This window comes from uncultured Algibacter sp., assembly GCF_947487575.1.
In the GTDB taxonomy this organism is placed as follows: domain Bacteria; phylum Bacteroidota; class Bacteroidia; order Flavobacteriales; family Flavobacteriaceae; genus Algibacter_B.
The window spans coordinates 239037-262265 of the sequence record NZ_CANKXG010000001.1 but is presented as its reverse complement, the minus strand read 5'-3'; the positions used below and the strand labels follow the sequence as shown (position 1 = coordinate 262265).

The following is a 23229-nucleotide window of genomic DNA, read 5'->3' as shown; positions in this document are numbered from 1 at the left end:
AAATAAACAGATAAATATTATGAAAAATATAGCAATTACCAAAGATGTACAAACAAGTCTATCACCTTCAAATGTTTTAGACGATTTATTAGATGGAAATAAAAGATTTGTAAATAATAATATGCAAGCAGTTGATAATTCTGCTTTGGTTTCACAAACTGTTGGCGGGCAATTCCCAAAAGCAGTAGTGCTTTCTTGTATAGATTCTAGAGTTCCTGTAGAAACTGTTTTAGACCAAGCTATAGGCGATGTTTTTGTTGCTAGAGTAGCTGGTAATTTTGAAAATACTGATATTTTAGGAAGTTTAGAATATTCATGTAAAGTTGCAGGTAGTAAATTGATTTTAGTGCTAGGTCACGAAAGTTGTGGAGCTGTAAAAGCAGCTTGCGATGGTGTTGAACTGGGCAATATTACAGATTTGTTAGCAAACATTTTACCAGCAGTGAAGCAATCTGCAGATGAAGTTGAAGGTGAAGCTAATTCTTCAAATAAAGTATTTGTAGCCAAAACAGTTGAGAACAATGTGAAGCTTACTATTGAGCGTATTAGAGAGCGCAGTCCTATTTTAAAAGAAATGGAAGACGCTGGCGATATTAAAATTGTAGGTGGCGTATATATGTTGTCTTCTGGAAAAGTAGAAATGCTTTAAAAAGCATTCATTTTTAATAAAATATTAAGCCACTTTCTAGTGGCTTTTTTTATGTCTCATGTTCTTCAGTAGAAGCATTTTCTTCATTAAGATTTAATAGATTAGGAAAAATCATAGGTACCAACGATTTTACAGGTTTGTAAAGCACAGAACTTTCTTTAGTATCATCATCTAAAAGCGTAATCGTATTATTAAGTTTATCAAAAATATTTAAAACTACACTCAAAATTAAGACAATTTTTAATGCTCCAAAAACACCACCAGCAAGCTTATTTATAATACCTAAAGCAGCAAAATCAGCCAGTTTAGTTAATGCTTTTCCCGCCAGTCCAATGGCTAAAACTATAACAACAAAGGTTATCGCAAAAGCAACAATATTAATGGTTTTTTCGTTCCATTCGGTTTTAGTTTGTAAAAATTCGGCAGCAAAATTACTAAAATGTATGGCGCCATAAACTCCAGCAACCAAAGCTACTAAAGAGGCCACTTCAACAAAAAGCCCTTTCATAAAACCACGAACAAGCCCAAATAAAATTAACGCCCCTAAAACAATATCAATAACCCCCATATTAAAATAATTTAAAACAAATATAAAATAATACTAACACTTTGGTTTATTAACTTTGCAGCTTTCAATTTATTATGGCAAGAGACGTACAATTAAAAGAACGCTGGCAATTGGTAGTAAAAAAATTATCTAATCAATTTGCTGACGGCGACCCGCTGGATTTGGATGCCATAATTTATCTTATTGGCGTGCAAGAACTTGGTCAGTTAGATAGAACATTTAAAAAAGACCAAAAGCTAGATCTAATGCATATTGCCATTTGCAAACTGCTAACACCTTATGGCTATTACGAACTCGATTTTGTTGATGAAGACGGTTGGCCACATTACAAAACTCTTGAAGCATTACCGCATTTAAAAGGAGGCGAGCAAAGCGTTTTAATGAAGGAAGCTATCGTAAATTACTTTATAGAAACCGAGTATATCCAATAAAATAATTAGGGCGTTACCCAAAAGGGTCGGGCTTTTCGTTCCCAATCTTTTTTTCGTGCCTCAAAAAAGGATTTCCACTGCAATCCCTAACGCATTACTTGCTAGTTAAGGTTTAAACTTAAAAACTATTTCACTTTTTATTAATTACTCCGATATAGCATTAAATAAGAAGTTCCAAAAGCATAGCCCGTACGAACATTTTGACCGAGTGTGTTGTCTCCAGGTGTTAATTTAATAGCTAAATCGATTTCTTCTTCTGGTAAATCACTGTAAACATTTGCTGATTCAACAAGAGTTGATACGGTGCTTGTAGAGGACACTCTTGAATTATTAATAACTCTGTTATTAGTGATATCATACAATTCGGCAATAATAGCTGTATTCGCTATTTCTGTTCTGAGTTTAGGTATAAATATTATAGAATCCACACCAATATAATTGCGTTTATCAAAATCAATAATCTCCCCACCTATGTCAGGAGTGTTTCTAGTACCTACACCATTTCCAGCTCCTTTAATTAAATAAAGTCGTATTTGTTCATCAAATCCGCCATCAATACCATCACATACAAATCTTGTAACGGTTATTTCCTCTTCATCAAGAGTGCCATTCCCATTATCATCAACTCCAGATTCTATTTTAACTCCACCGTTTTCACAATTTTCTCCTGCAAGTTCATCAGTAACATTTACTAAACTAATGTTACCATCAACACCATTACAAGCATAAGCTGTCGCTCTAATTTCAGTATCATCAAGCACACCGTTGCCATTGGTATCTACTCCTGTATCAATTTTTAGTCCGCCATTTTCACAATTAGTACCTGCAGCTTCATCCGTAATTTTAGTAAGGCTATTATTGCCATCAATACCATTACACACATAAGCTGTTGCAGTAATTTCATCATCTTCAAGTGTGCCGTTACTATTTGCATCTATTCCAGAGTCAATTTTTAAACCGCCGTTTTCACAATTAATTCCCGCTGCTTCATTAGTAGTTTTAATTAAACCATCATTTCCATCAATACCATTACATACATAAGCTGTTGTAGTAATTTCGTCTGCATCTAATGTACCATTACCGTTTACATCTACACCAGAATCTATTTTAACACCACCATTTTCACAGTTATCACCAGCTGGTTCTGTTACTACAGATGTTAGGCTGGTATTACCATCAACACCGTTGCATATATAATTTGTACCTAAGATTTCATTACCTTCTAATATACCATTAGCATTGTTGTCAACCCCAAAATCAACTTTTACACCACCATTTTCACAGGTATCACCAGAAGAGACATTGGTAATATTTACAAGGCTATTTAGTCCTGATGCACCTGTTTCACCAGTAGCTCCAGTTTCACCTTGCTCTCCTTCACATCCCATAAAAAATATTATTGTTAATCCTAATAGTATGTTTTTTGTATTTGATAGACTCATGTTGCTAGTTAAGTTTAAAATTAGTACTAATGGTTTCGTATTATTAATAATTGATTTTTTGAGATTGTAGCATTTTCAAAGGCTAAATTGAAACAATCAAAAAAAGCAATATTTTTTGAAGAGCTAAAAGTAGGGTTTTTATATAGGTCATTCAAATAATTTTCGTTCAAAGCCCAGATTCTTCTTTAAAAATTAAAGTGAATATTTATTGACTTAAACCATAGTCACTTCTAACACAAATCCCAATAAATTCATTAAATTTGCCATCATTTTAGGATGTCATGATAGATAAGATAAACCAACTCATAGCAGAAGCCGAAGCTTTTAAAGCGCAATCAAAAGAAGAGGTAGAAGCATTTCGTATAAAATATTTAGGTAAAAAAGGATTATTAAACGATTTTTTTGCTGAATTTAAAAATGTAGCAAACGACCAGAAAAAAGAGTTTGGCCAGACTATAAACAAGCTTAAAAAAACAGCTGAAGAAAAAGTAAATGCCTTAAAAGAAGAGCTTGAAAGTAAAGATGAAATTGTTGGTGTTTATGGCGATTTATCGCGCCCAGGCGAACCTATTCAAATTGGAGCACGTCACCCAATATCCATAGTAAAAAATCAAATTATTGATATTTTTTCACGCATAGGATTTAACGTTAGTGAAGGTCCAGAAATTGAAGACGACTGGCATAACTTTACAGCATTAAATTTACCAGAATATCATCCAGCACGTGATATGCAGGATACGTTCTTTATTCAAACAAACCCAGATATATTGTTACGTACCCATACTAGCTCTGTGCAAGTGCGTTATATGGAAAATAATAAACCGCCAATTAGAACTATTTCTCCAGGTCGTGTTTATAGAAACGAAGCTATATCTGCACGTTCTCATTGTTTTTTTCATCAAGTAGAAGGATTGTATATTGATAAAGATGTAAGTTTTGCCGATTTAAAACAAACACTTCAACATTTTACAACAGAAATGTTTGGGAAAAGCAAAATACGTTTACGCCCATCTTACTTTCCGTTTACAGAACCAAGTGCAGAAATTGATGTGTATTGGGGACTAGAAACCGAAACCGATTATAAAATAACTAAAGGGACAGGTTGGTTAGAAATTGGTGGTTGTGGTATGGTAGATCCAAACGTACTTGAAAATTGTAAAATCGATGCTACAGAGTATTCTGGTTTTGCATTTGGTGTAGGTGTAGATCGTATAGCCATGTTATTACACCAAATTGGTGATATTCGTTTGTTGAGTGAGAATGATGTTAGGTTTTTGGAGCAATTTAAGAGCACTCTATAATTTTGTCATTCCTGTATATTTAGCGATCTTATAAATTGAATTTCTTAGTTTAATATGAAAAACGATATTATAATTCCAAAAGTTGAAAACGTTTATATAGCCATAGTAAGCGAATATAATGACATTTATAAAACACAAGATTGGAATGCATATATAATTAATGATAAGGATGTTGATTTAGAAATGATTCTTATTGTTACAAGTGGTTATTCTGAAAGTAAAACAACATCCGTTTTTAGAAAAAAACTAGATACTCTTCCTAAAAAAAGCTATGCCAAAATTGAGTTGATGCAAGAGGAATTATTTGCATTAAATAACACTTTTAAAGTGTCTTTTTTTGAAGGTAATACTATGTTTGATAAAACATATTTATTTAGAAAAAACACAATTAACCTTAAAGCATTACAACCCATTCCTTTAATGGATGTTAAAGGAGTTTTAGTGAAATAATTTATTTATAATTAAAAAAAGAAGTATTAAACAATCGGTCCAATCTTGGTAGTAACACCAATATTAATCCAACTTATCAGTTAGTTTTTTAAATACCTTTTTGGGATTCTTATTTTCATATAAGATTTCGTAAACTGCTTTTATAATAGGTATTTGAGTTTTTTTAGCATTTTTTTCATTTAGTTTATAGGCACTTTTTGTGGCATAATAACCTTCGGCAACCATACTCATTTCCATTTGTGCAGATTTTACGGTATACCCTTTGCCAATCATGTTACCAAACATGCGGTTTCTAGAAAAAATTGAGTAGCCTGTAACCAGTAAATCGCCTAAATATACTGAGTTATTAATGTTACGCTTCATTTTATGGCGTTTTTTAATAAAACGTTTCATTTCACGAATAGCATTACTCATTAAGACACTTTGAAAATTATCGCCATAGCCTAAACCATGCGCTATTCCAGCAGCAATAGCATAAATGTTTTTTAGCATGACGGCATATTCAATACCTATAATATCGTCGCTAGTTTTGGTTTTTATATAATCGCTAGCTAAAGAATTAGCAATAGCATTAGCTTTTTTAGTGTCTGAACAGGATATGGTTAAATATGATAAACGCTCCAAGGCCACTTCTTCTGCATGACAAGGCCCTGCAATAACTGCAATATTATCTAAAGGTACTTTGTAAATTTGATGAAAATGTTCGCCTACTAAAAGCTCAGTTTCTGGCATAATACCCTTTACTGCAGAAACAATAATTTTGTTTGAAATATCGACATTGAGTTTTTCTAACTCACTATGTATAAAGGCAGAAGGAATTACAAAAATTAAAACATCTGCATAATTAGCAATTTCATTAATATCATTACTAAGTTTTAATTGCTCTAAATGAAACTCAACCGAACTTAAATAATTAGGGTTATGCTGCTCTTTTAATAAGTGTTCTTTGGTATAAACACTTCTCATATACCAACCAACTTCATCTAAGTTTTCGCATAGCATTTTAACTATTGCTGTTGCCCAACTTCCAGCTCCAAAAACCGCATATTTTAATGGATTATCCATATAATTTTAAATCGTTATCTACTTCAAAAATACATAAAATATTAGTCATTATAAAGCCTTTAAATTATTAGATATTTCTTTTTGGCACGCGTTTTGAAACTACATAAACAAGAACCCTAAAATGTTATATTATGAAAACAATAAAAATACTTTTAAGTTTTGCTTTAATAGCAACCCTTTTTACATCTTGCTATACAGAAGTAGTTGTTGATGATTTTAATAATGAAACTCCTATTTCTATAAATCAATTATTGCGTTCTCATGAAATTTGGTATGTTGATATTAATAGTACTATAGGTTATGGAGAAACACCATTTTTACAAAAAGCATTTACAGTTTCTTTTATAAATGGAGTCTTATATGCAAATAATAATATTGCTGGTTTGGGTGCAAACGGCAATGGTTATGGAATTGATGTTGGTGAATATGATGCTTATAATATGATTTTAGATGTACAACATGATATTGATGGATTTTCAACTTTTGATGTATATGAAGTAGATTATAATACCATAGAATTATACAATCCTAATAATGATACTTCTTATTTTTTAGATGGTTACCAACGTAATAATTTTGATTATGACTTTGTATTCTATGACAATATTCATTATTTCTTACAAGAGTATGAAGCTTGGGAAAAAACATATACAAGTGAGTTAGGTGCTTTAAATGAATTTGATAATGAGAATTATTTACAATTTTTACCAGGCGGAAACGACTCTGAGTTTAGAAGTTCTCAAGATGATACAGGATTGAATGCAAATAACCTTCAATGGGATTACACAGGGATTTATGGAGTAGGTAATATTAGCGGAAACGACCTTTTAAAAACTTTAACATTAGATTATGATTCATTGAGCAATGAATATTTTGAATTGAGCGTTATAACAGATAGTAAGATAGAGTTGTTTCACCCTTCGTCTGAAACGGTTTATGAGTTTGAAGGCAGAGGATATATTCAATACTTAAAGTCCGATGGTAAAACCAAAGGTAAAAAAGTACAAAAAGATAAAAAACGTAAGTTTAGAAAAGATAAAGTAGCAAACCCAAGAGAAAATACAAGGGTTTAATAAAAATTTTGGTTGGTTATTTAGTTTAGAAACCGTTTAAAACATCTTGTTTTAAGCGGTTTCTTTTGTTTGTATAAGTGACATATTTATATTTTTTGTGTCTAAAAAGTATAAAAACTTAAACTCAAGATAAAATTAAATGGCATTATTTTCATTCATAAAAAAAGCAGGAATTAAAGTATTTAAAATTGAAAAAACACATATGTTATTGCCTTCTGAAGCTTCAACTAAAAAAGCTGAATTTGAAAATTATGCTGCAAAAAAACTAGAAAAAATAATTATAGATTTACCATTACATGTTAAAGATTTAAATGTTTTTATAGATACAGATGTTGCTGTAATTTCTGGTTTAGCTTACGATCAAGCTACACGAGAAAAAATTGTTTTAATTGTTGGAAATTCAGATGGTATTGCTAGTGTATATGACTATATGAAAGTTGAAAACGAAGCTCCTATTTCTCAATTTTATACGGTAACAAATGGAGATACGTTAGGAAAAATAGCAAAAGTGTATTATGGAAGTGATATGAACTACTCTGTTATTTTTGAAGCAAATAAGCCTATGTTAAATCATCCAAAAAAAATATATCCTGGGCAGGTATTAAGAATACCTGCTTGATAATTAGATTAGTAAAAACACTATTTGATTACTAATCATATTATGTTTGAAACTGGTCTTAGTTTTTTTGTGAAATATGAATTGTGACCTATTGAATTTTTATGTGTCTTAAAAATATTAACCCTTAAAACAAATTACAAAATGGGATTATTTTCATTTATTAAAAACGCAGGAGCCAAAGTATTTGGTATAGGAAAAACGGATGCTGAAGAGGCTGCCGAAGCCGTTGCAAAAGAATTAAAACTAGAAGAAGCTGCTGCTAGGAACCTTGAACAAACAATTACAGACTTACAACTTCAAGTTGAAGGCCTAAATATTTTTATTGATGATGATGCAGCCACAGTTTCTGGTTTAGCATATAACCAAGCGACAAGAGAAAAAGTGATTTTGGTTGTTGGAAACTCAAACGGTATTGCAACTGTAGATGACCAAATGACTGTTGAACATGAAGAGCCAGTAGCACAATTTCATACTGTTGCTAGCGGAGATACATTAGGAAAAATTGCAAAAACATATTATGGTAACGCTATGAAATACCCTGTTATTTTTGAAGCGAATAAACCAATGCTTACAGATCCAGATAAAATATATCCTGGTCAAGTATTAAGAATCCCAGCGCTAGATTAGAACATGAGAACCTAATTAATAGCTAATTATGTTATGTTCGAAGCCAACTTGAAAAAGTTGGCTTTTTATTTTATGTGAGATGTATTAAGTATAAATCTTTAGAGCTGTTGTTATAGTGCAGATTTAAAAGTGTTAAACATATCCTTGATGATTTCTTTTGGATCACCATCAGATAAACTCTCAAAAGACACATAGCCTTGGTAGTTAGAATCTTTTATAATTTTAGCTATACGTTTTAAATTGGCAGGGACTTTAGTGCTATCCTTAGTTTTTACATGTTCTTTTACAAACCAATAATTAGCATACGGTGCTAGTTTTTCTATTTCGGCATAAGTACTATCAGAAGGTAAACTTCCGCAATCTAATACTAAACCAAACCATTCTGAGTTAACGCGCTCTATAATATCAATTATCTCGTCACTGGTAAATAAAAACTCATCATGATTTTGCAAACCTACAATTACACCATGTTCTTCTCCATATTTGGCACATGTTTTATAATCGTTAATTAGCCATTCTTTTATTTCATCTTTTGTATAGTTTTCACTTTTATTTCTACCAGTAAAAACGCGCATAATAGTTGCTCCTAATTTTGAAGATACTTCTAGCCAGTTTTTTATAAGCGTCTTATCAGTGTTTCTGGCATTAATATCTGGAGTTACAAAATTATTTCTCACACCTGTCCAAGCAATATCTAAACCTAAATCGAGGGCTTTTCTTTTTAATGTAAATAGTTTTTTATTTTCTGGTATTTGTGGGTAAGAAGGAAAATAATAACCGGTTAAATCTACAGCATCCATACCAATTTCTGCACAGAACTCCATCATATCAAAGAAAGTCATTTCACCGCTGCGCAACATAGCATTAAACGAATATGCGTTAATACTGTACTGTAGTCTGTTTTTCCTTATCGTATTAAAACTTTCAGATTTAGAAAAGGCCATAAGTTTATTAGCACCCAATAAAAACGGAGCTAGTGCTAAATGCTGCAGTAAAGTTCGTCTTGTTTTATTCAAAATTTATTGTTTTTACTTATAAAAATTCATCTCATCCAAATATTCCCAAACGTGCTGAGGTAGCATGGGTTGTATGTTTTTTCCAGCTTTAATAGACTTTCTTATAAAAGTTGAAGAAAGTTGCATAATAGGTGCATTTACAAGATGTATTTTTTCATGACTATCAAACTGTGTTTCAATTTTTCCGTCTGAAATTCTAGGGTATGTGTATATATGATGATTTTCAAGAATAACTTTATAGTTTTTCCATTTATGGAAACTCTTCAAATTATCTTCACCCATGATTAAAGCAAACTCATAATCAGGGTGTTTTTCTTGTAAATGAGCGAGTGTATTTACAGTGTAACTGGGTTGTGGTAAATTGAACTCTATATCGCTAGGTTTTAACTTGGCGTAATCTTTTGTTGCTTGATATACCATTTCTAGCCGTTGGTAATTATCTAGTAAGCTGCTTTTCTTTTTAAATGGGTTGTGCGGTGTAACAACAAACCATATTTGGTCTAAATCGCTGTATTCTGCCATGTGGTTTGCAATAACCAAATGCCCTATATGAATGGGGTTAAAAGAACCAAAATATAAACCAATTTTCATTTTGAAATACTAATAATTTATAAAATTGCCTACTTTTTTATTTGCTTCTTGAAGTGCTTTTTCTAAATCGTCATTAACTATAATGGTATCAAAAAGTGGCGCAGTAGCTAATTCAGCAGAAGCTTTTGCAACACGCATGTTTATTTTGTCTTCGCTTTCGGTTTTACGTTTTTTCAAACGAATTTTTAACTCATCAATACTTGGCGGTTTTACAAAAATAGCTAAGGTTTCTTCAGGGAATTTTCTTTTTATTCTAAGCCCACCAGAAACATCAATATCAAAAATTACATTTTTTCCTAACGCCCAAATACGTTCAACTTCAGTTTTTAAAGTGCCATAGAAATTATCTCGATATACTTCTTCCCACTCTAAGAATTCATCATTCTTTATTTTGGATTTAAATTCTTTTGCTGAAAGAAAATAATAATCTTTACCATGTTCTTCTTCTCCGCGTTTTGCTCTAGAAGTTGCAGATATTGAAAATTCTAAATTTAAGTTTTCCTTACCAAGCAAATGCCTAACAATGGTTGTTTTTCCTGAACCTGAAGGTGCTGAAAATACTATAAGTTTGCCTTGTTTTTTTTCTTGTTCTTTTGCCACTAATTCATAAATATTTTTTAATGAATACTGTCACTGAGACTGTAAACTGAATTATAGTACATTCAATAACTGTTCCTTAATTTTTTCTAACTCATCTTTCATCTGTACAACTAATTGTTGCATAGGTGCATAGTTGCTTTTGGAGCCAATAGTATTTATTTCCCTTCCCATTTCTTGGCTGATAAATCCAAGTTTTTTACCGTTAGAATCTTTTGAATTAATTGACTCTGTAAAATAATTTAAATGATTTTTTAAACGAACTTTTTCCTCTGTAATATCAAACTTTTCAATATAATATACCAACTCTTGTTCAAACCTGTTTTCGTCGTATTTTTCTTTTAAGTCTTGAACCCCTTTTAACAAACGCTCACGAACGCCTTCAACACGTTCTGGATCCATCGCTATAACTTGTTCAAGTATGTTTTCAATTGAAACAACCCGATTATTAAAATCTTGCTCCAATACTTTGCCTTCATCCAACCTATGGTTGTTTAGGTATTCAATTGCACTAAGAATTTCAGCTTCAATAGTTTTCCACTCATTTTCATCAATTTCTTCTCTTACTGTATTAAGTGCATCAGGAAAGCGAACTGCCATTTTTAGTAAATCCATATCCTCTCCATCAACAACTTGCTTAAGTTGCTGAATATATTGCTTAACAACAGGTGTGTTTATTTGTGTAGAAGAATCTTCAGCAGTGGCTTCAACATAAATAGAAAAATCAATTTTACCACGAACTAATTTGTTGGCCAAAATTTTTCTAATTGCTAATTCCTTTTCACGATAAATAGAAGGCATTCTAGCATTTAAATCTAAATTTTTACTATTTAAAGATTTAAGTTCAATAGTTATTTTTTTCGTTGGTAGCTGCAAAACAGATTTCCCATAACCTGTCATTGAATATATCATAAATGCACGTATTTAAGTTATGCAAAGGTAATTAAAACATAAAGATGAGTTCAATGTTAAAAAAAATACTTTAAATATAATATTTGGCTTATAAAACAATTAATAAATACATTTACGGAAATGATTTTACAATATTAAAAATGAATAAAATTAAAGCCTTATCTGTAGTTTTTACAAGTTGTTTAGTGTTATTTACTTGCAAAGAAAACAAGACTGAAACTAAAATTGATGACGCAGATGTTGATAAAAAAAGTGTTGAAAAAGTTAACCAAGAATTGAAGGACAAGCTTATTTCTAACCCTCCAGAAGGGATGCTTTGGATTCCAGGAGGTTCTTTTTTACAAGGTGCTGTACAACAAGATAAAACAGCTATGGGGCATGAAAAACCACAACATTTAGTTTCTGTTGATGGATTTTTTATGGATATAACTGAGGTGACAAATGCAGCGTTTAAAAAATTTGTTGAAGAAACAGGATACCTTACTATTGCTGAACGAAAAATTGATTGGGAACAAATGAAAAAGCAATTACCAGAAGGTACTCCTAAACCACACGATAGTATTTTACAACCAGGATCTTTGATGTTTAAGAAGACCAAAACATCTGTCCCTAATTTATACGATTTTTCACAGTGGTGGCGTTGGGTTATTGGTGTAAATTGGAGACACCCAAGTGGACGAGATAGTAGTATTGAAGGAAAAGGTAATCATCCAGTAGTGCATATTAGTTATGAAGATGCTCAAGCCTATTGTAAATGGGCAGGAAGACGTTTGCCAACTGAAGCAGAATGGGAATATGCAGCAAGAGGTAAAAAAACAAACACCATTTATTTTTGGGGTGATGATAGGTCTCAACTTTCTAAAATGGTAAATAGTTGGGAAGGTGAATTTCCAGTTAATAATATTTTAGAAGATGGTTTTGAAAGAACAGCACCTGTAAAATCGTATATACCCAACGATTTTGGATTATATGATATGGCAGGAAACGTTTGGGAATTTGTATCAGACTGGTATAACATTAAATATTATGAAGAATTAGTCGCTGCTAATACAGAGATTGTAAATCCGCAGGGATCAGATAAAGCATATAACCCTAGCCAACCTTATCTGCAAGAAAAAGTAATTAAAGGGGGTTCTTTTTTATGCAGTGATTCTTATTGTGCGAGTTATAGAGTATCTTCTAGAATGGGAACAAGTACAGATTCTTCTTCAGAGCATATTGGATTTAGAACAGTTGCTACGCCTGATATGTTGATAGAATAATTTTTGAATAAAAAAGGCTTCAACATTTTTGTTAAAGCCTTTAGTACTCAAGGTGGGAATCGAACCCACACTTCCGAAGAAACTGGATTTTGAATCCAGCGCGTCTACCAATTCCGCCACTTGAGCAATTTTCGGACTGTAAAAATATAGTTTTTTTCGGTATTACGCATAAAAATACTAGTCAATATACTTTTTAGGTTAAAATAAATGCATAAATTTGCACCTTGTTAAAAATTATGTGGTGTTTGCGCACTCTAAAACAATAAGTTAACTATGCCAATTGTTATACCAGAAGCTAAAATTTTTGCATGTACTCAAAGTAAAGTTTTAGGCGAAAAAATAGCCAAAGCTTTTGGTGTAAAACTAGGTAACGTTATCACATCAACCTATAGTGATGGTGAATTTCAACCATCTTATGAAGAGTCCATTCGAGGAACCCGAATTTTTATTATTGGTTCTACCAATCCAGAACCAAGAAATTTAATGGAAATGTTGTTAATGATTGATGCTGCAAAACGTGCATCAGCAAGGCATATTACAGCAGTAATGCCATATTTTGGATGGGCAAGACAAGATAGAAAAGATAAACCTCGTGTACCAATAGCTGCAAAATTAGTAGCAAAAATGCTAGAAGCGGCAGGTGCAACACGTATTATTACTATGGATTTGCATGCAGATCAAATTCAAGGATTTTTCGAAAAACCAGTAGATCATTTATATGCATCTATTATATTCTTACCATACTTGCAGAGTTTAAATTTACCAAATTTAACTATTGCATCACCAGATATGGGAGGTTCTAAAAGAGCCTATGCATATTCAAAAGCTTTAGAAAGTGATGTTGTAATTTGCTACAAGCAACGTGCAAAAGCCAATGTTATTTCACACATGGAACTAATAGGAAATGTAGAAGGCAAAAATGTGGTATTGGTAGATGATATGGTAGACACTGCAGGAACATTAACAAAAGCAGCAGATTTAATGATGGAGCGTGGTGCATTAAGCGTAAGGGCTATATGTACACACCCAATATTATCTGGTAAGGCTTATGATAATATAAACAATTCTAAATTACAAGAATTAATAGTAACAGACACCATACCCGTTAAACCTTTAAGTGATAAAATTAAGGTATTAAGTTGCGCAAATTTATTTGCCGAGGTTATGGATAAAGTACACAACAACAAATCTATAAGTTCAAAATTTGTGATGTAACCATTTCGCGAAGGCGATATAAAAAAGAATATTAATTAAAATTATTATATAAATAACAATTATGAAATCAATTTCAATCAACGGATCTCAAAGAGAAAGCGTAGGCAAAAAAGCAACAAAAGCCTTACGTAATGCTGGTCAGGTTCCTTGCGTATTATACGGAGGAGACAAGCCAGTGCATTTCTCAGCACCAGAATTAGCTTTCTCAAAACTAGTATACACGCCTAATGCGCATACAGTTGTGATTGAGTTAGACAACGGCGAAACTTTAAACGCCGTACTTCAAGACATTCAATTTCACCCAGTAACAGACAGAATCTTACACATAGATTTCTATCAGTTATTCGAAGACAAAGAAATTGCATTAAACATCCCTGTACACTTAGTAGGTAACTCTAGAGGTGTTAAAAATGGTGGAGTTTTAAGAAAAACTAATAGAAAGTTACGTATTAAAGCATTACCAGTAAACTTACCAGATTTTATAGAGGTAGATATTACGCCACTTAAAATTGGAGATAAAGTTGCCGTAGGTGATTTACCAGATGGCGATTACACATTCTTACACAACGACAACACCGTAGTATGTAGAGTAAGTACATCTAGAGTAGCAGTTGAAGATGAAGAAGATGAAGAATTAGAAGAAGGAGCAGAAGCAGCAGAAGGAGTAGAAGCACCAGCAGCAGAAGCACCAGCTCAAGAATAAAACATATTCTCGATTATATAAAACAAAGCATCTTGATTTTTTCAAGGTGCTTTTTTTTATAATAAAAATTTGGGCATTACCACAATCCCGATAGCTATCGGGAGGGCTATCCACTACTATCCCTAATATGGGCAAATCATTATTTTTATTGCATAGTCGATGGTCAGTGTCGCTTAAAATAAACCAATAATTAGTAAAGGTAAAACAAACACCCTTAGTTAATTCATAGAATTGAATGTCAAAGCTCAGAATAGCTTCGAGAACAGTAGGACGAAAGTTCGACGCGGGAGTTTTCAAATCGGTTTTCATTCCGATTTTCATCGGGATAAAAAAAAAATCTCGGATTGAATTTGATTTTTTGGTTCGTTTTGTATCAAGACAAAATGAGGAAACCAAAATTCATTTATTTTTTATATGAAATATGCCTAAACCAACTAGAAACAGAGTAACCACTAAATTTTTGGCATGTTTAGTGTATTTTAGCTGAAAAATTATAACATGTGGCAATTTTTGTCAAACATATTTAAAAAGAAAACAGAAGCACAAGACTCAATGAAAAAGTTCTTAATAGTAGGTTTAGGGAATATTGGTGCAAAATACCATAACACCCGCCATAATATAGGCTTTAAAATTTTAGATTATTTTGCAAACCAAGAAGACCTAACTTTTGAAACCCAAAAACTAGGAGACGTTGTATCCTACAAATTAAAAGGGCGCACCTATATATTTTTAAAACCAAGTACCTATATGAATCTTAGTGGAAAATCGGTGCAGTATTGGTTAACAAAAGAAAAAATTCCATTAGAGAACCTCTTAGTAATAACAGACGATTTAAACTTACCTTTTGGCAGTATCCGTCTAAAAACAAAAGGAAGTGATGGTGGACATAATGGATTAAAAGATATTCAAGATAAATTAAACACCACAAAATACAACCGTTTTAGGTTTGGTATAAGCGATGCTTTCAGTAAGGGGAGGCAAGTAGATTATGTATTAGGAGAATGGACAACCGAAGAAAACACAAAGCTTAAAGAGCGTCTGGAAAGATCAATTGAATTGATAAAATCTTTTGCCTTGGCTGGAATAAATAATACCATGAATACTTTTAATGGTAAATAAAAAAGGAAAGTTTAAAACTTTCCCTTTTTTTATCTTATTCTATAATAATTTTTTTGGTTGATCGTCGCAAACCGTCACTAATGTTTAAAATGTACATACCAGATTGTACGTTTACTAAATTCAATGTTTCTTCAAAATCACCGCCATCTTTATAAATATTTTTATAAATAACTCGACCTCTTAAATCAACCATTTGTATATTTAATTGGCTTGATAACGATGCATTTAATTTAATAGTAAACTCGCCTTTATTAGGATTAGGATAAACCACAAAATTTTCAAAACCAAATTCTTCAATTGAAAGTGTTGGCATAATATTAAGGGTGTAATCTTCAACTTCGCCATCAAAACCATTTTCACAAGAGCCTGGTAGGCCATCATCTTTAAATTTTGTAGAAATACGCATTACGGTAGAACCTAAAACAGCATCATTCGGAATAACAATTGAAAGAGGTGAATTACCTGTTAATCCATCTGTTACATTAGATGCATCTCCTAAATTATATTCTTCCCCAACATCAAATTCACAATTTTGGTTCCAATCAATCCAAGCTTTAGTATTAGTTATAAATGCTCCATCCGTATTTACGTTAACGCTTAAATCATAGGAACTGTCTCTATTTACATTAGTAGAGATAGTTTTGTAATCACTATATCCATCACTAAGAGGATTTGGATCATCATCACCTTTCCCTGTCGAATTATTAATAGTGTTAAATTGTACTAAAGTTGTACTTGTATTGTAATCAATATTAGCTACAGATGTGCAAACACTATTAAAGAAAGGGAAATTAAAAGTTATAGATTTGTTTTTGGGTTCAGGAGTTGTACCTCTTATAGTTATATTATAATTGCCTTGAGAAAGCCCATCTAAATTACTAATAGTCATACTTACAGGTCCAGAAACAGTTCTACTTGTTGGTGAAAATATTGCTGTGGCACTTCCGGGTAACCCCAAAGCACTAAATGTTGTAGTATCAGAAAAACCATTTACTGCTACATAGTCAAAATTGTAAACAACTGTTGTTTCATCACAATTAATAGGTGTTAAAACCTCATTAGCCATAAAAAAATCTGGGTCAGCAGAAATAGAGAAATCGAAGTCTGAAATATCGTAAAAAATATTATCTGTTGCTTCAATTAATATCCTAGCATTTGCACTGTCAGTCATAGCAGGCACTGTATACGAAAACGAACCATCATTTGGAGTACTTGAAGTAATTGTTGTTGGAAATGTTATTCCGCCATCTGTTGATAGTTTTATACTTACAGTTTGACAATTAATTGTACCTACATCTGCTGATTGTCCAACAATCCATTCAATATTTTGAGTAGAACCTTGCGCCCAAGAAAAAGGATTTACTACAGCAAAGGGGTCAGTACTATTTACTATAACATCCATAAAATCAACAGCAGTTTGTCCACCTCCATTAGCGCCAATAACATCATTATCTCTTACAGTTAAAGCAAAAGTTATGGTTCTGTTAACTGATGGTAGTTTTTCCCAAGTTGTTGATCCTCCTGAGGATATATAATCTGCAAACCTAGGAATATTTCTAACAGGGTTTGAAGTACCTTCAAACGAACGTACTAATGGACCAGTAGTGTTTGCTTCTAAAGGAAGACCCGCTAATCCTAAATCATATTGTTCCCATGTATAGGTGTGTCCAGCAGTTCCGTCTGGATCTGTTGAATTTCCAACTAGTTTATAGGCTGTAGAAATTGGAATGGTATAATCTGGTCCTGCAATAGCTACAGGAGCACTATTTGTTAACGTAGTTTCTGCACCACATGTACTTAACCCTGTGGTGATGTTATCCCATATCATTTGAATACTTTTTTGATGAAAATAGGTATCACTACTATTTTGGACATTCTGTGGGGCACAAATTCCTGCATACGCCATAATAGTTGTTCCACTACCTGGTTCATAAGCATTATCCGCTGTTCTATTATCACCAGCACAATTGCCAGCATCTCCATTAAAAGTATGAGGCGCACCAAACTGATGCCCCATTTCATGAGCTACAAAATCAATATCGTAAGCATCTCCAACTGGGTTTGAAGACCCAGTAACACCTTGAGCTTTTCTGGCAGCTACGCAAGGTGAGTTTAAAGATGCCAATCCGCCACCACCGGTACTAAAAGTATGACCTATGTCATAGCTAAAAGGTGTAGCAATAGCAGCAGCATCAATTTCAGTTTGACTCTCTCCAATCAATGCATTTGCATCGTCATTTGAAAAATTATCTGAAAGAATAAAAATAATATTACTATTATCGACTAAAATCATTTTCAAAGCTAAATCTCTTTGAAAAATAGTGTTAACGCGATTCATAGTTACAACCATAGCAGCTAGCACTGCTGCTTTTCTTTCTTCAACGGTATTAAAACCATTCAGTCCAGCCGCTTCCCAATGGAATTGAGAATACTCAATAGTTGAAGCCAATGCTAAGTTGAATGTTCTTAACTTACTGTCAGCAGCATTTCTTTGCAATTTTGAATTTTTGCTCGTTTCTCTAGCTATAGTCATCTCATCTGGTACAAAACATTGAAACTCCTTTTTTAAATCGGGTAAATTTCCCTTATCGTATACTATATATGTATTGTTTTGTGTGTATGGGTCAATAAATTGTGTTCCTGTTTTTGAAGACATAGTCATGCCATGCAGTCCTTGCGGAGTAATACTAAAACTAATTGTTGACGATGGGTTTTTAATATTTTGGCCAATGTAAGTTCGTATTTCAGGATGTTTTTTTTGATATGAAGGCTCTAAAATTGAGGATTCTTTCACCTTAAATTCATCAAAACTACCTTGGCTATTTGGGAATTGAATAGTTTGATAAGTCGTTTCTTTTGTAGTCGAATTTTTTGAAACTTGGCTTAAAGTACTTTTTAATTTGTTTATATCTAATTGGTAGAAAATTGATTTTGAAGGTTCGGTCTTTCTCAACATTTTTTTTCCAAATGAAGCTTCTTGTTTAGAAATCTTAGACCAAATTTCTTGATTAGTTTGAGCATAAAGACTTGTTAAAAAAAAGGAAAACAAGAGCATTAATAAATTGTTTTTAATGGGAGAAAGTTTCATAACAATGTATATTAGATTTTTCTTAATCAGGCTAAAAGTAGGATGTTGAAGTGTTAATTGCAAAAATTAAGCTATCATTTTAAAATAACATATATTTGTTTATGAGGTATTTATATATGTTTTTTTTAGTGGTTGGTTTGGTTTCATGTAAGGCTAAAGTTGATTCAAAACCTACTATATCAAAGGAAGTTGATAAAATTGCATGCCCAGAAAATGGCACTTGTTCGTTTGAAATAATTGAAAACAAAGTACTTCAAATTAAAACCGATGAATTGCAAGGCATGTATCCAGAGATAATAAATGGGAATCATGTTGTATTAAAGTTTGAATATAAAAAACAAGGAGACGCCAGTTATCAGGATAATGACTATAGAGAAGAAATTTTTATTGAATTAGATAAAAATAAATTTCTATTTGAAACCACAGATTTAAAAAATGAAAAACTTGTTTTTGCAAGATGGTGTTATTGCAAAGGCCAAACGGGGTATTATAAAATACGTCATGGTAAACTATCAATAACTAAGATAGATGATAAAAATTTTCAACTTCACTTAGGTTTTAAGGTAGACGAAGTTCCACAAATTATAAATGAAATAAAACATACTTTTAGCTTACAATAGACTCTTATAAATTTGTTTTAAGGGACATTATAACTAGTTTTGTGTAAAATGTAAAAGCTTGAAAACGAAGCGTAGTTTAAATACCTTACCAGATAAGCAAACTGTTGTTACTATTGGCACTTTTGATGGCGTTCATATTGGACATCAAAAAATAATCAAACACATGATTAATACTGGAAAATCGGAAGGTTTACAATCTGTAATTCTTACATTTTTTCCGCATCCTCGAATGGTATTGCAAAAAGATTCAAATATTAAACTTATTAACACTATTGATGAACGTCATGATATTTTAGCTGAATTAGGATTAGAATGTTTAGTCATAAAAAAGTTTACACATGAGTTTTCAAGACTTTCAGCCGAAGATTTTGTTAAGCAAATTTTAGTTTACAAACTAAAGGCAAAAAAAGTTATAATTGGTTATGATCATAGATTTGGTAGAAATAGAAATGCAGATATTAATGATTTAAAAATATTTGGTGAAACTCATGGTTTTGAAGTAGAAGAAATTTCGTCACAAGATATTGATGATGTTGCAGTAAGTTCAACAAAAATTAGAAATGCTTTAATTGAAGGCGATATAGAAAGAGCTAATACTTATTTGGGGTATCCATTTATGCTTACAGGTAAAGTGTCAAAGGGTAAAGGTTTAGGTAAACAATTAGGGTTTCCAACCGCTAATATTGAAATAGAAGAGGATTATAAAATTATACCTAAACAAGGTTCATTTATTGTAAATGCTATAATTAAAAATAAACTTATTTATGGCATGATGAATATAGGTATGAACCCTACCGTAAATGGCAGCAAACAAACTATTGAGGTTCATTTTTTAAATTTTAATGATGATATTTATGGAGAAACCATTAAAATAGATTTGTTAAATAGAATTCGTGATGAACAGAAGTTTGAATCGGTTGAAGCACTAAAACTTCAATTAGTAAAAGACAAAAACACGGTTTTAGAATACGTTTCAAACCAAAATGTTAAATAATCAACTTTTTAAACATATTGATAATTCGGCTTTAGTAGTTTTCAGGATTATTTTTGGATTACTCTGTTTTTTGGAATCGGTTGGTGCAATTTTTACGGGGTGGGTAAAACGCACCTTGGTTGAGCCAGATTTCACTTTTAATTTTATTGGTTTTGAGTTTTTACAACCACTACCAGGAAATGGCATGTACTATTACTATGCTATTATGGGCATTTTTGGTTTGCTAATTATAGTGGGTTATAAATACCGATTTAGCACATTAGCATTTGCAATTATGTGGTCCACGACATACCTAATGCAAAAATCTTCATATAATAACCATTATTATTTGTTGATGCTTTTAAGTGGAATTATGGCGTTTCTTCCAGCGCATAAATATGCTTCTGTAGATGCCAAATTAAACCCAGAAATTAAAAGTTATTCCATGCCACAATGGTGTCGATGGGTAATTATACTTCAGCTTTTTATTGTTTATTCTTATGCCTCTATTGCAAAATTATACCCAGATTGGTTAGATACATCAGTTATTGAGTTAATGATGAAGGGTAAAAAAGATTATGTTTTTGTTGGCGATTTTCTTCAGCAAAAGTGGCTGCATTATGTGTTGGCTTATGGAGGCATTTTATTTGATGGCTTAATAGTTCCTTTACTATTATTAAAACGAACAAGAAAGTATGCTTTTGTAGTTTCTATTTTCTTTCATTTATTCAATTCATTTATATTTCAAATAGGTATTTTTCCTTACATGTCTTTGGCATTTTCATTATTCTTTTTTCAACCAGAAGTTATTCAAAAGTTGTTTTTAAAAAAGAAGCCGTTTTATAGTGAAACTCAAGTTCTCGTTTCGCCATTAAAAATACCGCTAATTATAATTTTTTCAGTTTATTTTATCATTCAAATAGGCTTACCATTAAGACATTATTTTATTGAAGATAATGTGCTTTGGACAGAAGAAGGGCATAGACTATCGTGGCGAATGATGCTACGCGTAAAAAGTGGGCAAACCTCATATTACGTTGAAAATAAGGATACAGGAAAACGCACTTATATTAATTTAAACAAATATTTAAGTGCAAAACAAAAAAATTCTGCAAGTACAAAGCCAGATGTGATGTGGCAATTTGCGCAACGTTTAAAACAAGATTTTAAAAGTAAAGGGCAAGATGTTGCTGTTTATATAAATAGTAAAGTTAGTATTAATGGAAAGCCTTATAAAACCTTAATCAATCCAGATATTAATATTGCAAATGTTGAGTGGGAAGTTTTTAAACATAGCCATTGGATTTTACCCTCAATAAAAGAGTGATTTAAAAGACAATTATCTATATATTAATTTCGGTATAGTTAGTTCAAAAATATGTCTTTACTCTCTATTCAATTCCTTAAATTTGTCCCTTAAATTTTCAAGTCATGTTACAAGTTCCTTTTATTAGAGAAAACAAAGCATTAGTTATTGAGCGATTAGCAAAACGAAATATTGATGCTACACAAATGATTAATAATGTTATTAATTTTGACGAAGAGAGAAGACGACTTCAAACAGAGTTAGATAATACTTTGGCTGAATCTAATACCTTATCAAAAGAAATTGGGAATTTATATAAATCTGGTGAAGTTGAAAAGGCTAATCTTCTTAAAGAAAAAACAAGTCAATTAAAAGAGGCTTCAAAGGAATTAGCTGAAGCATTAAGCAGCAAAACAGAAGCTTTAAATGAGTTACTTTATAAAATTCCAAATGTCCCTCATGATTCTGTGCCAAGAGGAAATTCTGAGGCAGATAATGAAGAAATTTTTAAAGAAGGCGACATTCCAAAATTATATGGTGGTGCCTTACCGCATTGGGAATTAGCTAAAAAATACGATATAATAGATTTTGAATTAGGAAACAAAATTACAGGAGCTGGATTTCCTGTTTATAAAGGAAAAGGTGCCAGATTACAACGTGCTTTAATAGCTTATTTTTTAGACAAAAATACAGCGGCTGGTTATACCGAATATCAATTGCCACTTATGGTAAATGAAGCTTCAGCTTTGGGCACGGGGCAGTTACCCGATAAGGAAGGGCAAATGTATCATGTTACTGAAGATAATTTGTATTTAATACCAACTGCTGAAGTTCCTGGGACTAATATTTTTAGAGATGTGGTTTTAAGTGAAAGTGAACTTCCAGTAAGTATTACAGGTTACACGCCGTGTTTTCGTCGAGAAGCAGGAAGTTATGGTGCACATGTAAGAGGTTTAAATAGACTACATCAATTTGATAAGGTTGAAATTATTCGAGTGGAACATCCTAGTAAATCTTATAAAGCTTTGGAGAGGATGGTTGACCATGTAAAAGATATTTTAAAAGAATTAAAATTGCCATATAGAATTTTACGTTTATGTGGGGCAGATGTCACATTTGCATCTGCATTAACTTATGATTTTGAAGTGTTTTCAACAGCTCAAGACAGGTGGTTAGAAGTTTCTTCAGTTTCAAATTTTGAAACCTTTCAAGCCAATCGTTTAAAACTTCGATTTAAAAATAGTGAAGGTAAAAATGAATTGGCGCATACTCTAAACGGAAGCTCTTTGGCATTACCGAGAGTATTGGCTGGAATCCTTGAAAACTATCAGACTGAAGAGGGTATTTTAGTCCCTGAAGTGCTTCAATCTTATACAGGTTTCAAAATCATAAATTAAAGCAAAAACTTACATAATAGCTTGGTTTGTTTCTTTTTTAACGACGAAATGCAAGTTAATCATGTTGTTTAACGAATTTAAAATAAATTCCTTGATTTTTTAATATATATTTCACAAGTTCGCTTAACCAAATCTTTTAACCTACTTGATTATGAAGAATTTTAAGCGTATTGTCTTATTAATTACTTTGATTTTTTTCGCAACT

At 32.0% G+C, this 23229-nt stretch carries 23 protein-coding genes and 1 tRNA gene; 15 read left to right on the top strand and 9 right to left on the bottom strand.

Annotation, left to right across the window (positions count from 1 at the left end):
• Positions 1–19 precede the first annotated feature (19 nt).
• Complete coding sequence (locus Q0870_RS01130; RefSeq protein ID WP_298550278.1) at positions 20–649, top strand: carbonic anhydrase family protein; 630 nt, start codon at positions 20–22, stop codon at positions 647–649.
• A 49-nt stretch (positions 650–698) separates the two neighbouring features.
• Here the strand turns inward: Q0870_RS01130 and Q0870_RS01125 are convergent, their stop codons facing one another.
• A complete protein-coding gene (locus Q0870_RS01125) occupies positions 699–1217 on the bottom strand; it encodes a CvpA family protein (RefSeq protein ID WP_298550277.1) in 519 nt (172 codons plus the stop codon).
• A gap of 74 nt (positions 1218–1291) precedes the next feature.
• Between Q0870_RS01125 and Q0870_RS01120 the strand changes: the two genes are divergently transcribed.
• Positions 1292–1648, top strand: coding sequence for a hypothetical protein (locus tag Q0870_RS01120; RefSeq protein WP_298550276.1), 357 nt, complete (start codon positions 1292–1294; stop codon positions 1646–1648).
• 140 nt (positions 1649–1788) lie between these two features.
• Here the strand turns inward: Q0870_RS01120 and Q0870_RS01115 are convergent, their stop codons facing one another.
• The gene (locus Q0870_RS01115; protein WP_298550275.1) at positions 1789–3090 is read right to left on the bottom strand and encodes a hypothetical protein; all 1302 of its coding nucleotides are present in this window, start codon (positions 3088–3090) and stop codon (positions 1789–1791) included.
• A gap of 281 nt (positions 3091–3371) precedes the next feature.
• On the opposite strand from Q0870_RS01115, the gene pheS reads away from it, so the two are divergent.
• Positions 3372–4391, top strand: coding sequence for a phenylalanine--tRNA ligase subunit alpha (gene pheS, locus Q0870_RS01110; protein ID WP_298550274.1), 1020 nt, complete (start codon positions 3372–3374; stop codon positions 4389–4391).
• 54 nt (positions 4392–4445) lie between these two features.
• Positions 4446–4841: a hypothetical protein gene (locus Q0870_RS01105; protein WP_298493049.1), complete on the top strand. Its 396-nt coding sequence runs from the start codon at positions 4446–4448 to the stop codon at positions 4839–4841.
• A 63-nt stretch (positions 4842–4904) separates the two neighbouring features.
• Here Q0870_RS01105 and Q0870_RS01100 read toward each other — a convergent pair whose 3' ends face one another.
• A complete protein-coding gene (locus Q0870_RS01100; RefSeq protein WP_298493052.1) occupies positions 4905–5906 on the bottom strand; it encodes an NAD(P)H-dependent glycerol-3-phosphate dehydrogenase in 1002 nt (333 codons plus the stop codon).
• A 131-nt stretch (positions 5907–6037) separates the two neighbouring features.
• On the opposite strand from Q0870_RS01100, the gene Q0870_RS01095 reads away from it, so the two are divergent.
• The 3 genes from Q0870_RS01095 to lysM (Q0870_RS01085) all read left to right on the top strand — a co-directional run bounded on the left by Q0870_RS01095 (position 6038) and on the right by lysM (Q0870_RS01085) (position 8225).
• Positions 6038–6979 carry a nicotinic acid mononucleotide adenyltransferase gene (locus Q0870_RS01095; protein ID WP_298550272.1) on the top strand — a complete coding sequence of 314 codons (942 nt, stop codon included), beginning with the start codon at positions 6038–6040 and terminating at the stop codon, positions 6977–6979.
• Between the two features lie 139 nt (positions 6980–7118).
• Positions 7119–7598, top strand: a complete 480-nt coding sequence (gene lysM / locus Q0870_RS01090; protein ID WP_298550270.1) for a peptidoglycan-binding protein LysM — start codon at positions 7119–7121, stop codon at positions 7596–7598.
• A gap of 141 nt (positions 7599–7739) precedes the next feature.
• The gene (lysM, locus tag Q0870_RS01085) at positions 7740–8225 is read left to right on the top strand and encodes a peptidoglycan-binding protein LysM (protein ID WP_298550268.1); all 486 of its coding nucleotides are present in this window, start codon (positions 7740–7742) and stop codon (positions 8223–8225) included.
• Between the two features lie 110 nt (positions 8226–8335).
• Here the strand turns inward: lysM (Q0870_RS01085) and Q0870_RS01080 are convergent, their stop codons facing one another.
• The 4 genes from Q0870_RS01080 to Q0870_RS01065 are packed head-to-tail and all read right to left on the bottom strand — an operon-like array spanning position 8336 to position 11341.
• Entirely contained in the window at positions 8336–9241 is a 906-nt protein-coding gene (locus tag Q0870_RS01080; protein WP_298550266.1) for a sugar phosphate isomerase/epimerase family protein, read from the bottom strand.
• A 12-nt stretch (positions 9242–9253) separates the two neighbouring features.
• Positions 9254–9832: a nicotinate (nicotinamide) nucleotide adenylyltransferase gene (nadD, locus tag Q0870_RS01075; protein ID WP_298550264.1), complete on the bottom strand. Its 579-nt coding sequence runs from the start codon at positions 9830–9832 to the stop codon at positions 9254–9256.
• A gap of 9 nt (positions 9833–9841) precedes the next feature.
• Positions 9842–10432 carry a guanylate kinase gene (gene gmk, locus Q0870_RS01070; protein ID WP_298550261.1) on the bottom strand — a complete coding sequence of 197 codons (591 nt, stop codon included), beginning with the start codon at positions 10430–10432 and terminating at the stop codon, positions 9842–9844.
• Between the two features lie 51 nt (positions 10433–10483).
• Entirely contained in the window at positions 10484–11341 is an 858-nt protein-coding gene (locus Q0870_RS01065) for a YicC/YloC family endoribonuclease (RefSeq protein WP_298550259.1), read from the bottom strand.
• A gap of 140 nt (positions 11342–11481) precedes the next feature.
• Here Q0870_RS01065 and Q0870_RS01060 point away from each other — a divergent pair, with 140 nt between their 5' ends.
• A complete protein-coding gene (locus Q0870_RS01060; protein WP_298550257.1) occupies positions 11482–12603 on the top strand; it encodes a formylglycine-generating enzyme family protein in 1122 nt (373 codons plus the stop codon).
• A gap of 44 nt (positions 12604–12647) precedes the next feature.
• Here Q0870_RS01060 and Q0870_RS01055 read toward each other — a convergent pair.
• Positions 12648–12729 (bottom strand) — tRNA-Leu (locus Q0870_RS01055).
• A gap of 147 nt (positions 12730–12876) precedes the next feature.
• Between Q0870_RS01055 and Q0870_RS01050 the strand changes: the two genes are divergently transcribed.
• From Q0870_RS01050 to pth, 3 genes are all read left to right on the top strand, one after another.
• On the top strand, positions 12877–13818 hold the full coding sequence (locus Q0870_RS01050; protein ID WP_298550255.1) for a ribose-phosphate pyrophosphokinase: 942 nt from the start codon (positions 12877–12879) through the stop codon (positions 13816–13818).
• Positions 13819–13879: 61 nt separating this feature from the next.
• The gene (locus Q0870_RS01045; protein ID WP_298550254.1) at positions 13880–14521 is read left to right on the top strand and encodes a 50S ribosomal protein L25/general stress protein Ctc; all 642 of its coding nucleotides are present in this window, start codon (positions 13880–13882) and stop codon (positions 14519–14521) included.
• A 498-nt stretch (positions 14522–15019) separates the two neighbouring features.
• Positions 15020–15640: an aminoacyl-tRNA hydrolase gene (gene pth, locus Q0870_RS01040; protein ID WP_298550253.1), complete on the top strand. Its 621-nt coding sequence runs from the start codon at positions 15020–15022 to the stop codon at positions 15638–15640.
• Between the two features lie 34 nt (positions 15641–15674).
• On the opposite strand, the gene Q0870_RS01035 is transcribed toward pth, so the two are convergent.
• Positions 15675–18728: a reprolysin-like metallopeptidase gene (locus Q0870_RS01035; protein WP_298550251.1), complete on the bottom strand. Its 3054-nt coding sequence runs from the start codon at positions 18726–18728 to the stop codon at positions 15675–15677.
• A 101-nt stretch (positions 18729–18829) separates the two neighbouring features.
• On the opposite strand from Q0870_RS01035, the gene Q0870_RS01030 reads away from it, so the two are divergent.
• The 4 genes from Q0870_RS01030 to serS all read left to right on the top strand — a co-directional run bounded on the left by Q0870_RS01030 (position 18830) and on the right by serS (position 23024).
• On the top strand, positions 18830–19348 hold the full coding sequence (locus Q0870_RS01030) for a hypothetical protein (RefSeq protein ID WP_298550249.1): 519 nt from the start codon (positions 18830–18832) through the stop codon (positions 19346–19348).
• A 58-nt stretch (positions 19349–19406) separates the two neighbouring features.
• On the top strand, positions 19407–20342 hold the full coding sequence (locus Q0870_RS01025) for a bifunctional riboflavin kinase/FAD synthetase (protein ID WP_298550248.1): 936 nt from the start codon (positions 19407–19409) through the stop codon (positions 20340–20342).
• The gene (locus Q0870_RS01020; RefSeq protein WP_298550247.1) at positions 20332–21648 is read left to right on the top strand and encodes an HTTM domain-containing protein; all 1317 of its coding nucleotides are present in this window, start codon (positions 20332–20334) and stop codon (positions 21646–21648) included. Before Q0870_RS01025 ends, Q0870_RS01020 begins: the two co-directional genes overlap by 11 nt.
• 104 nt (positions 21649–21752) lie before the next feature.
• Positions 21753–23024: a serine--tRNA ligase gene (gene serS / locus Q0870_RS01015; RefSeq protein WP_298550246.1), complete on the top strand. Its 1272-nt coding sequence runs from the start codon at positions 21753–21755 to the stop codon at positions 23022–23024.
• Positions 23025–23229 lie beyond the last annotated feature (205 nt).

Bases quoted from the DNA above. Each gene is read 5' to 3' on its own strand.
- Q0870_RS01125 (WP_298550277.1), bottom strand. From the start codon at position 1,217: ATGGGGGTTATTGATATTGTTTTAGGGGCGTTAATTTTATTTGGGCTT.
- Q0870_RS01115 (WP_298550275.1), bottom strand. From the start codon at position 3,090: ATGAGTCTATCAAATACAAAAAACATACTATTAGGATTAACAATAATA.
- nadD (WP_298550264.1), bottom strand. From the start codon at position 9,832: ATGAAAATTGGTTTATATTTTGGTTCTTTTAACCCCATTCATATAGGG.
- Q0870_RS01060 (WP_298550257.1), top strand. From the start codon at position 11,482: ATGAATAAAATTAAAGCCTTATCTGTAGTTTTTACAAGTTGTTTAGTG.
- Q0870_RS01020 (WP_298550247.1), top strand. From the start codon at position 20,332: ATGTTAAATAATCAACTTTTTAAACATATTGATAATTCGGCTTTAGTA.
- pheS (WP_298550274.1), top strand. From the start codon at position 3,372: ATGATAGATAAGATAAACCAACTCATAGCAGAAGCCGAAGCTTTTAAA.
- Q0870_RS01120 (WP_298550276.1), top strand. From the start codon at position 1,292: ATGGCAAGAGACGTACAATTAAAAGAACGCTGGCAATTGGTAGTAAAA.
- lysM (WP_298550270.1), top strand. From the start codon at position 7,119: ATGGCATTATTTTCATTCATAAAAAAAGCAGGAATTAAAGTATTTAAA.
- Q0870_RS01050 (WP_298550255.1), top strand. From the start codon at position 12,877: ATGCCAATTGTTATACCAGAAGCTAAAATTTTTGCATGTACTCAAAGT.
- pth (WP_298550253.1), top strand. From the start codon at position 15,020: ATGTGGCAATTTTTGTCAAACATATTTAAAAAGAAAACAGAAGCACAA.
- Q0870_RS01095 (WP_298550272.1), top strand. From the start codon at position 6,038: ATGAAAACAATAAAAATACTTTTAAGTTTTGCTTTAATAGCAACCCTT.
- Q0870_RS01130 (WP_298550278.1), top strand. From the start codon at position 20: ATGAAAAATATAGCAATTACCAAAGATGTACAAACAAGTCTATCACCT.
- lysM (WP_298550268.1), top strand. From the start codon at position 7,740: ATGGGATTATTTTCATTTATTAAAAACGCAGGAGCCAAAGTATTTGGT.
- Q0870_RS01035 (WP_298550251.1), bottom strand. From the start codon at position 18,728: ATGAAACTTTCTCCCATTAAAAACAATTTATTAATGCTCTTGTTTTCC.
- Q0870_RS01105 (WP_298493049.1), top strand. From the start codon at position 4,446: ATGAAAAACGATATTATAATTCCAAAAGTTGAAAACGTTTATATAGCC.
- Q0870_RS01030 (WP_298550249.1), top strand. From the start codon at position 18,830: ATGAGGTATTTATATATGTTTTTTTTAGTGGTTGGTTTGGTTTCATGT.
- Q0870_RS01065 (WP_298550259.1), bottom strand. From the start codon at position 11,341: ATGATATATTCAATGACAGGTTATGGGAAATCTGTTTTGCAGCTACCA.
- serS (WP_298550246.1), top strand. From the start codon at position 21,753: ATGTTACAAGTTCCTTTTATTAGAGAAAACAAAGCATTAGTTATTGAG.
- Q0870_RS01100 (WP_298493052.1), bottom strand. From the start codon at position 5,906: ATGGATAATCCATTAAAATATGCGGTTTTTGGAGCTGGAAGTTGGGCA.
- Q0870_RS01045 (WP_298550254.1), top strand. From the start codon at position 13,880: ATGAAATCAATTTCAATCAACGGATCTCAAAGAGAAAGCGTAGGCAAA.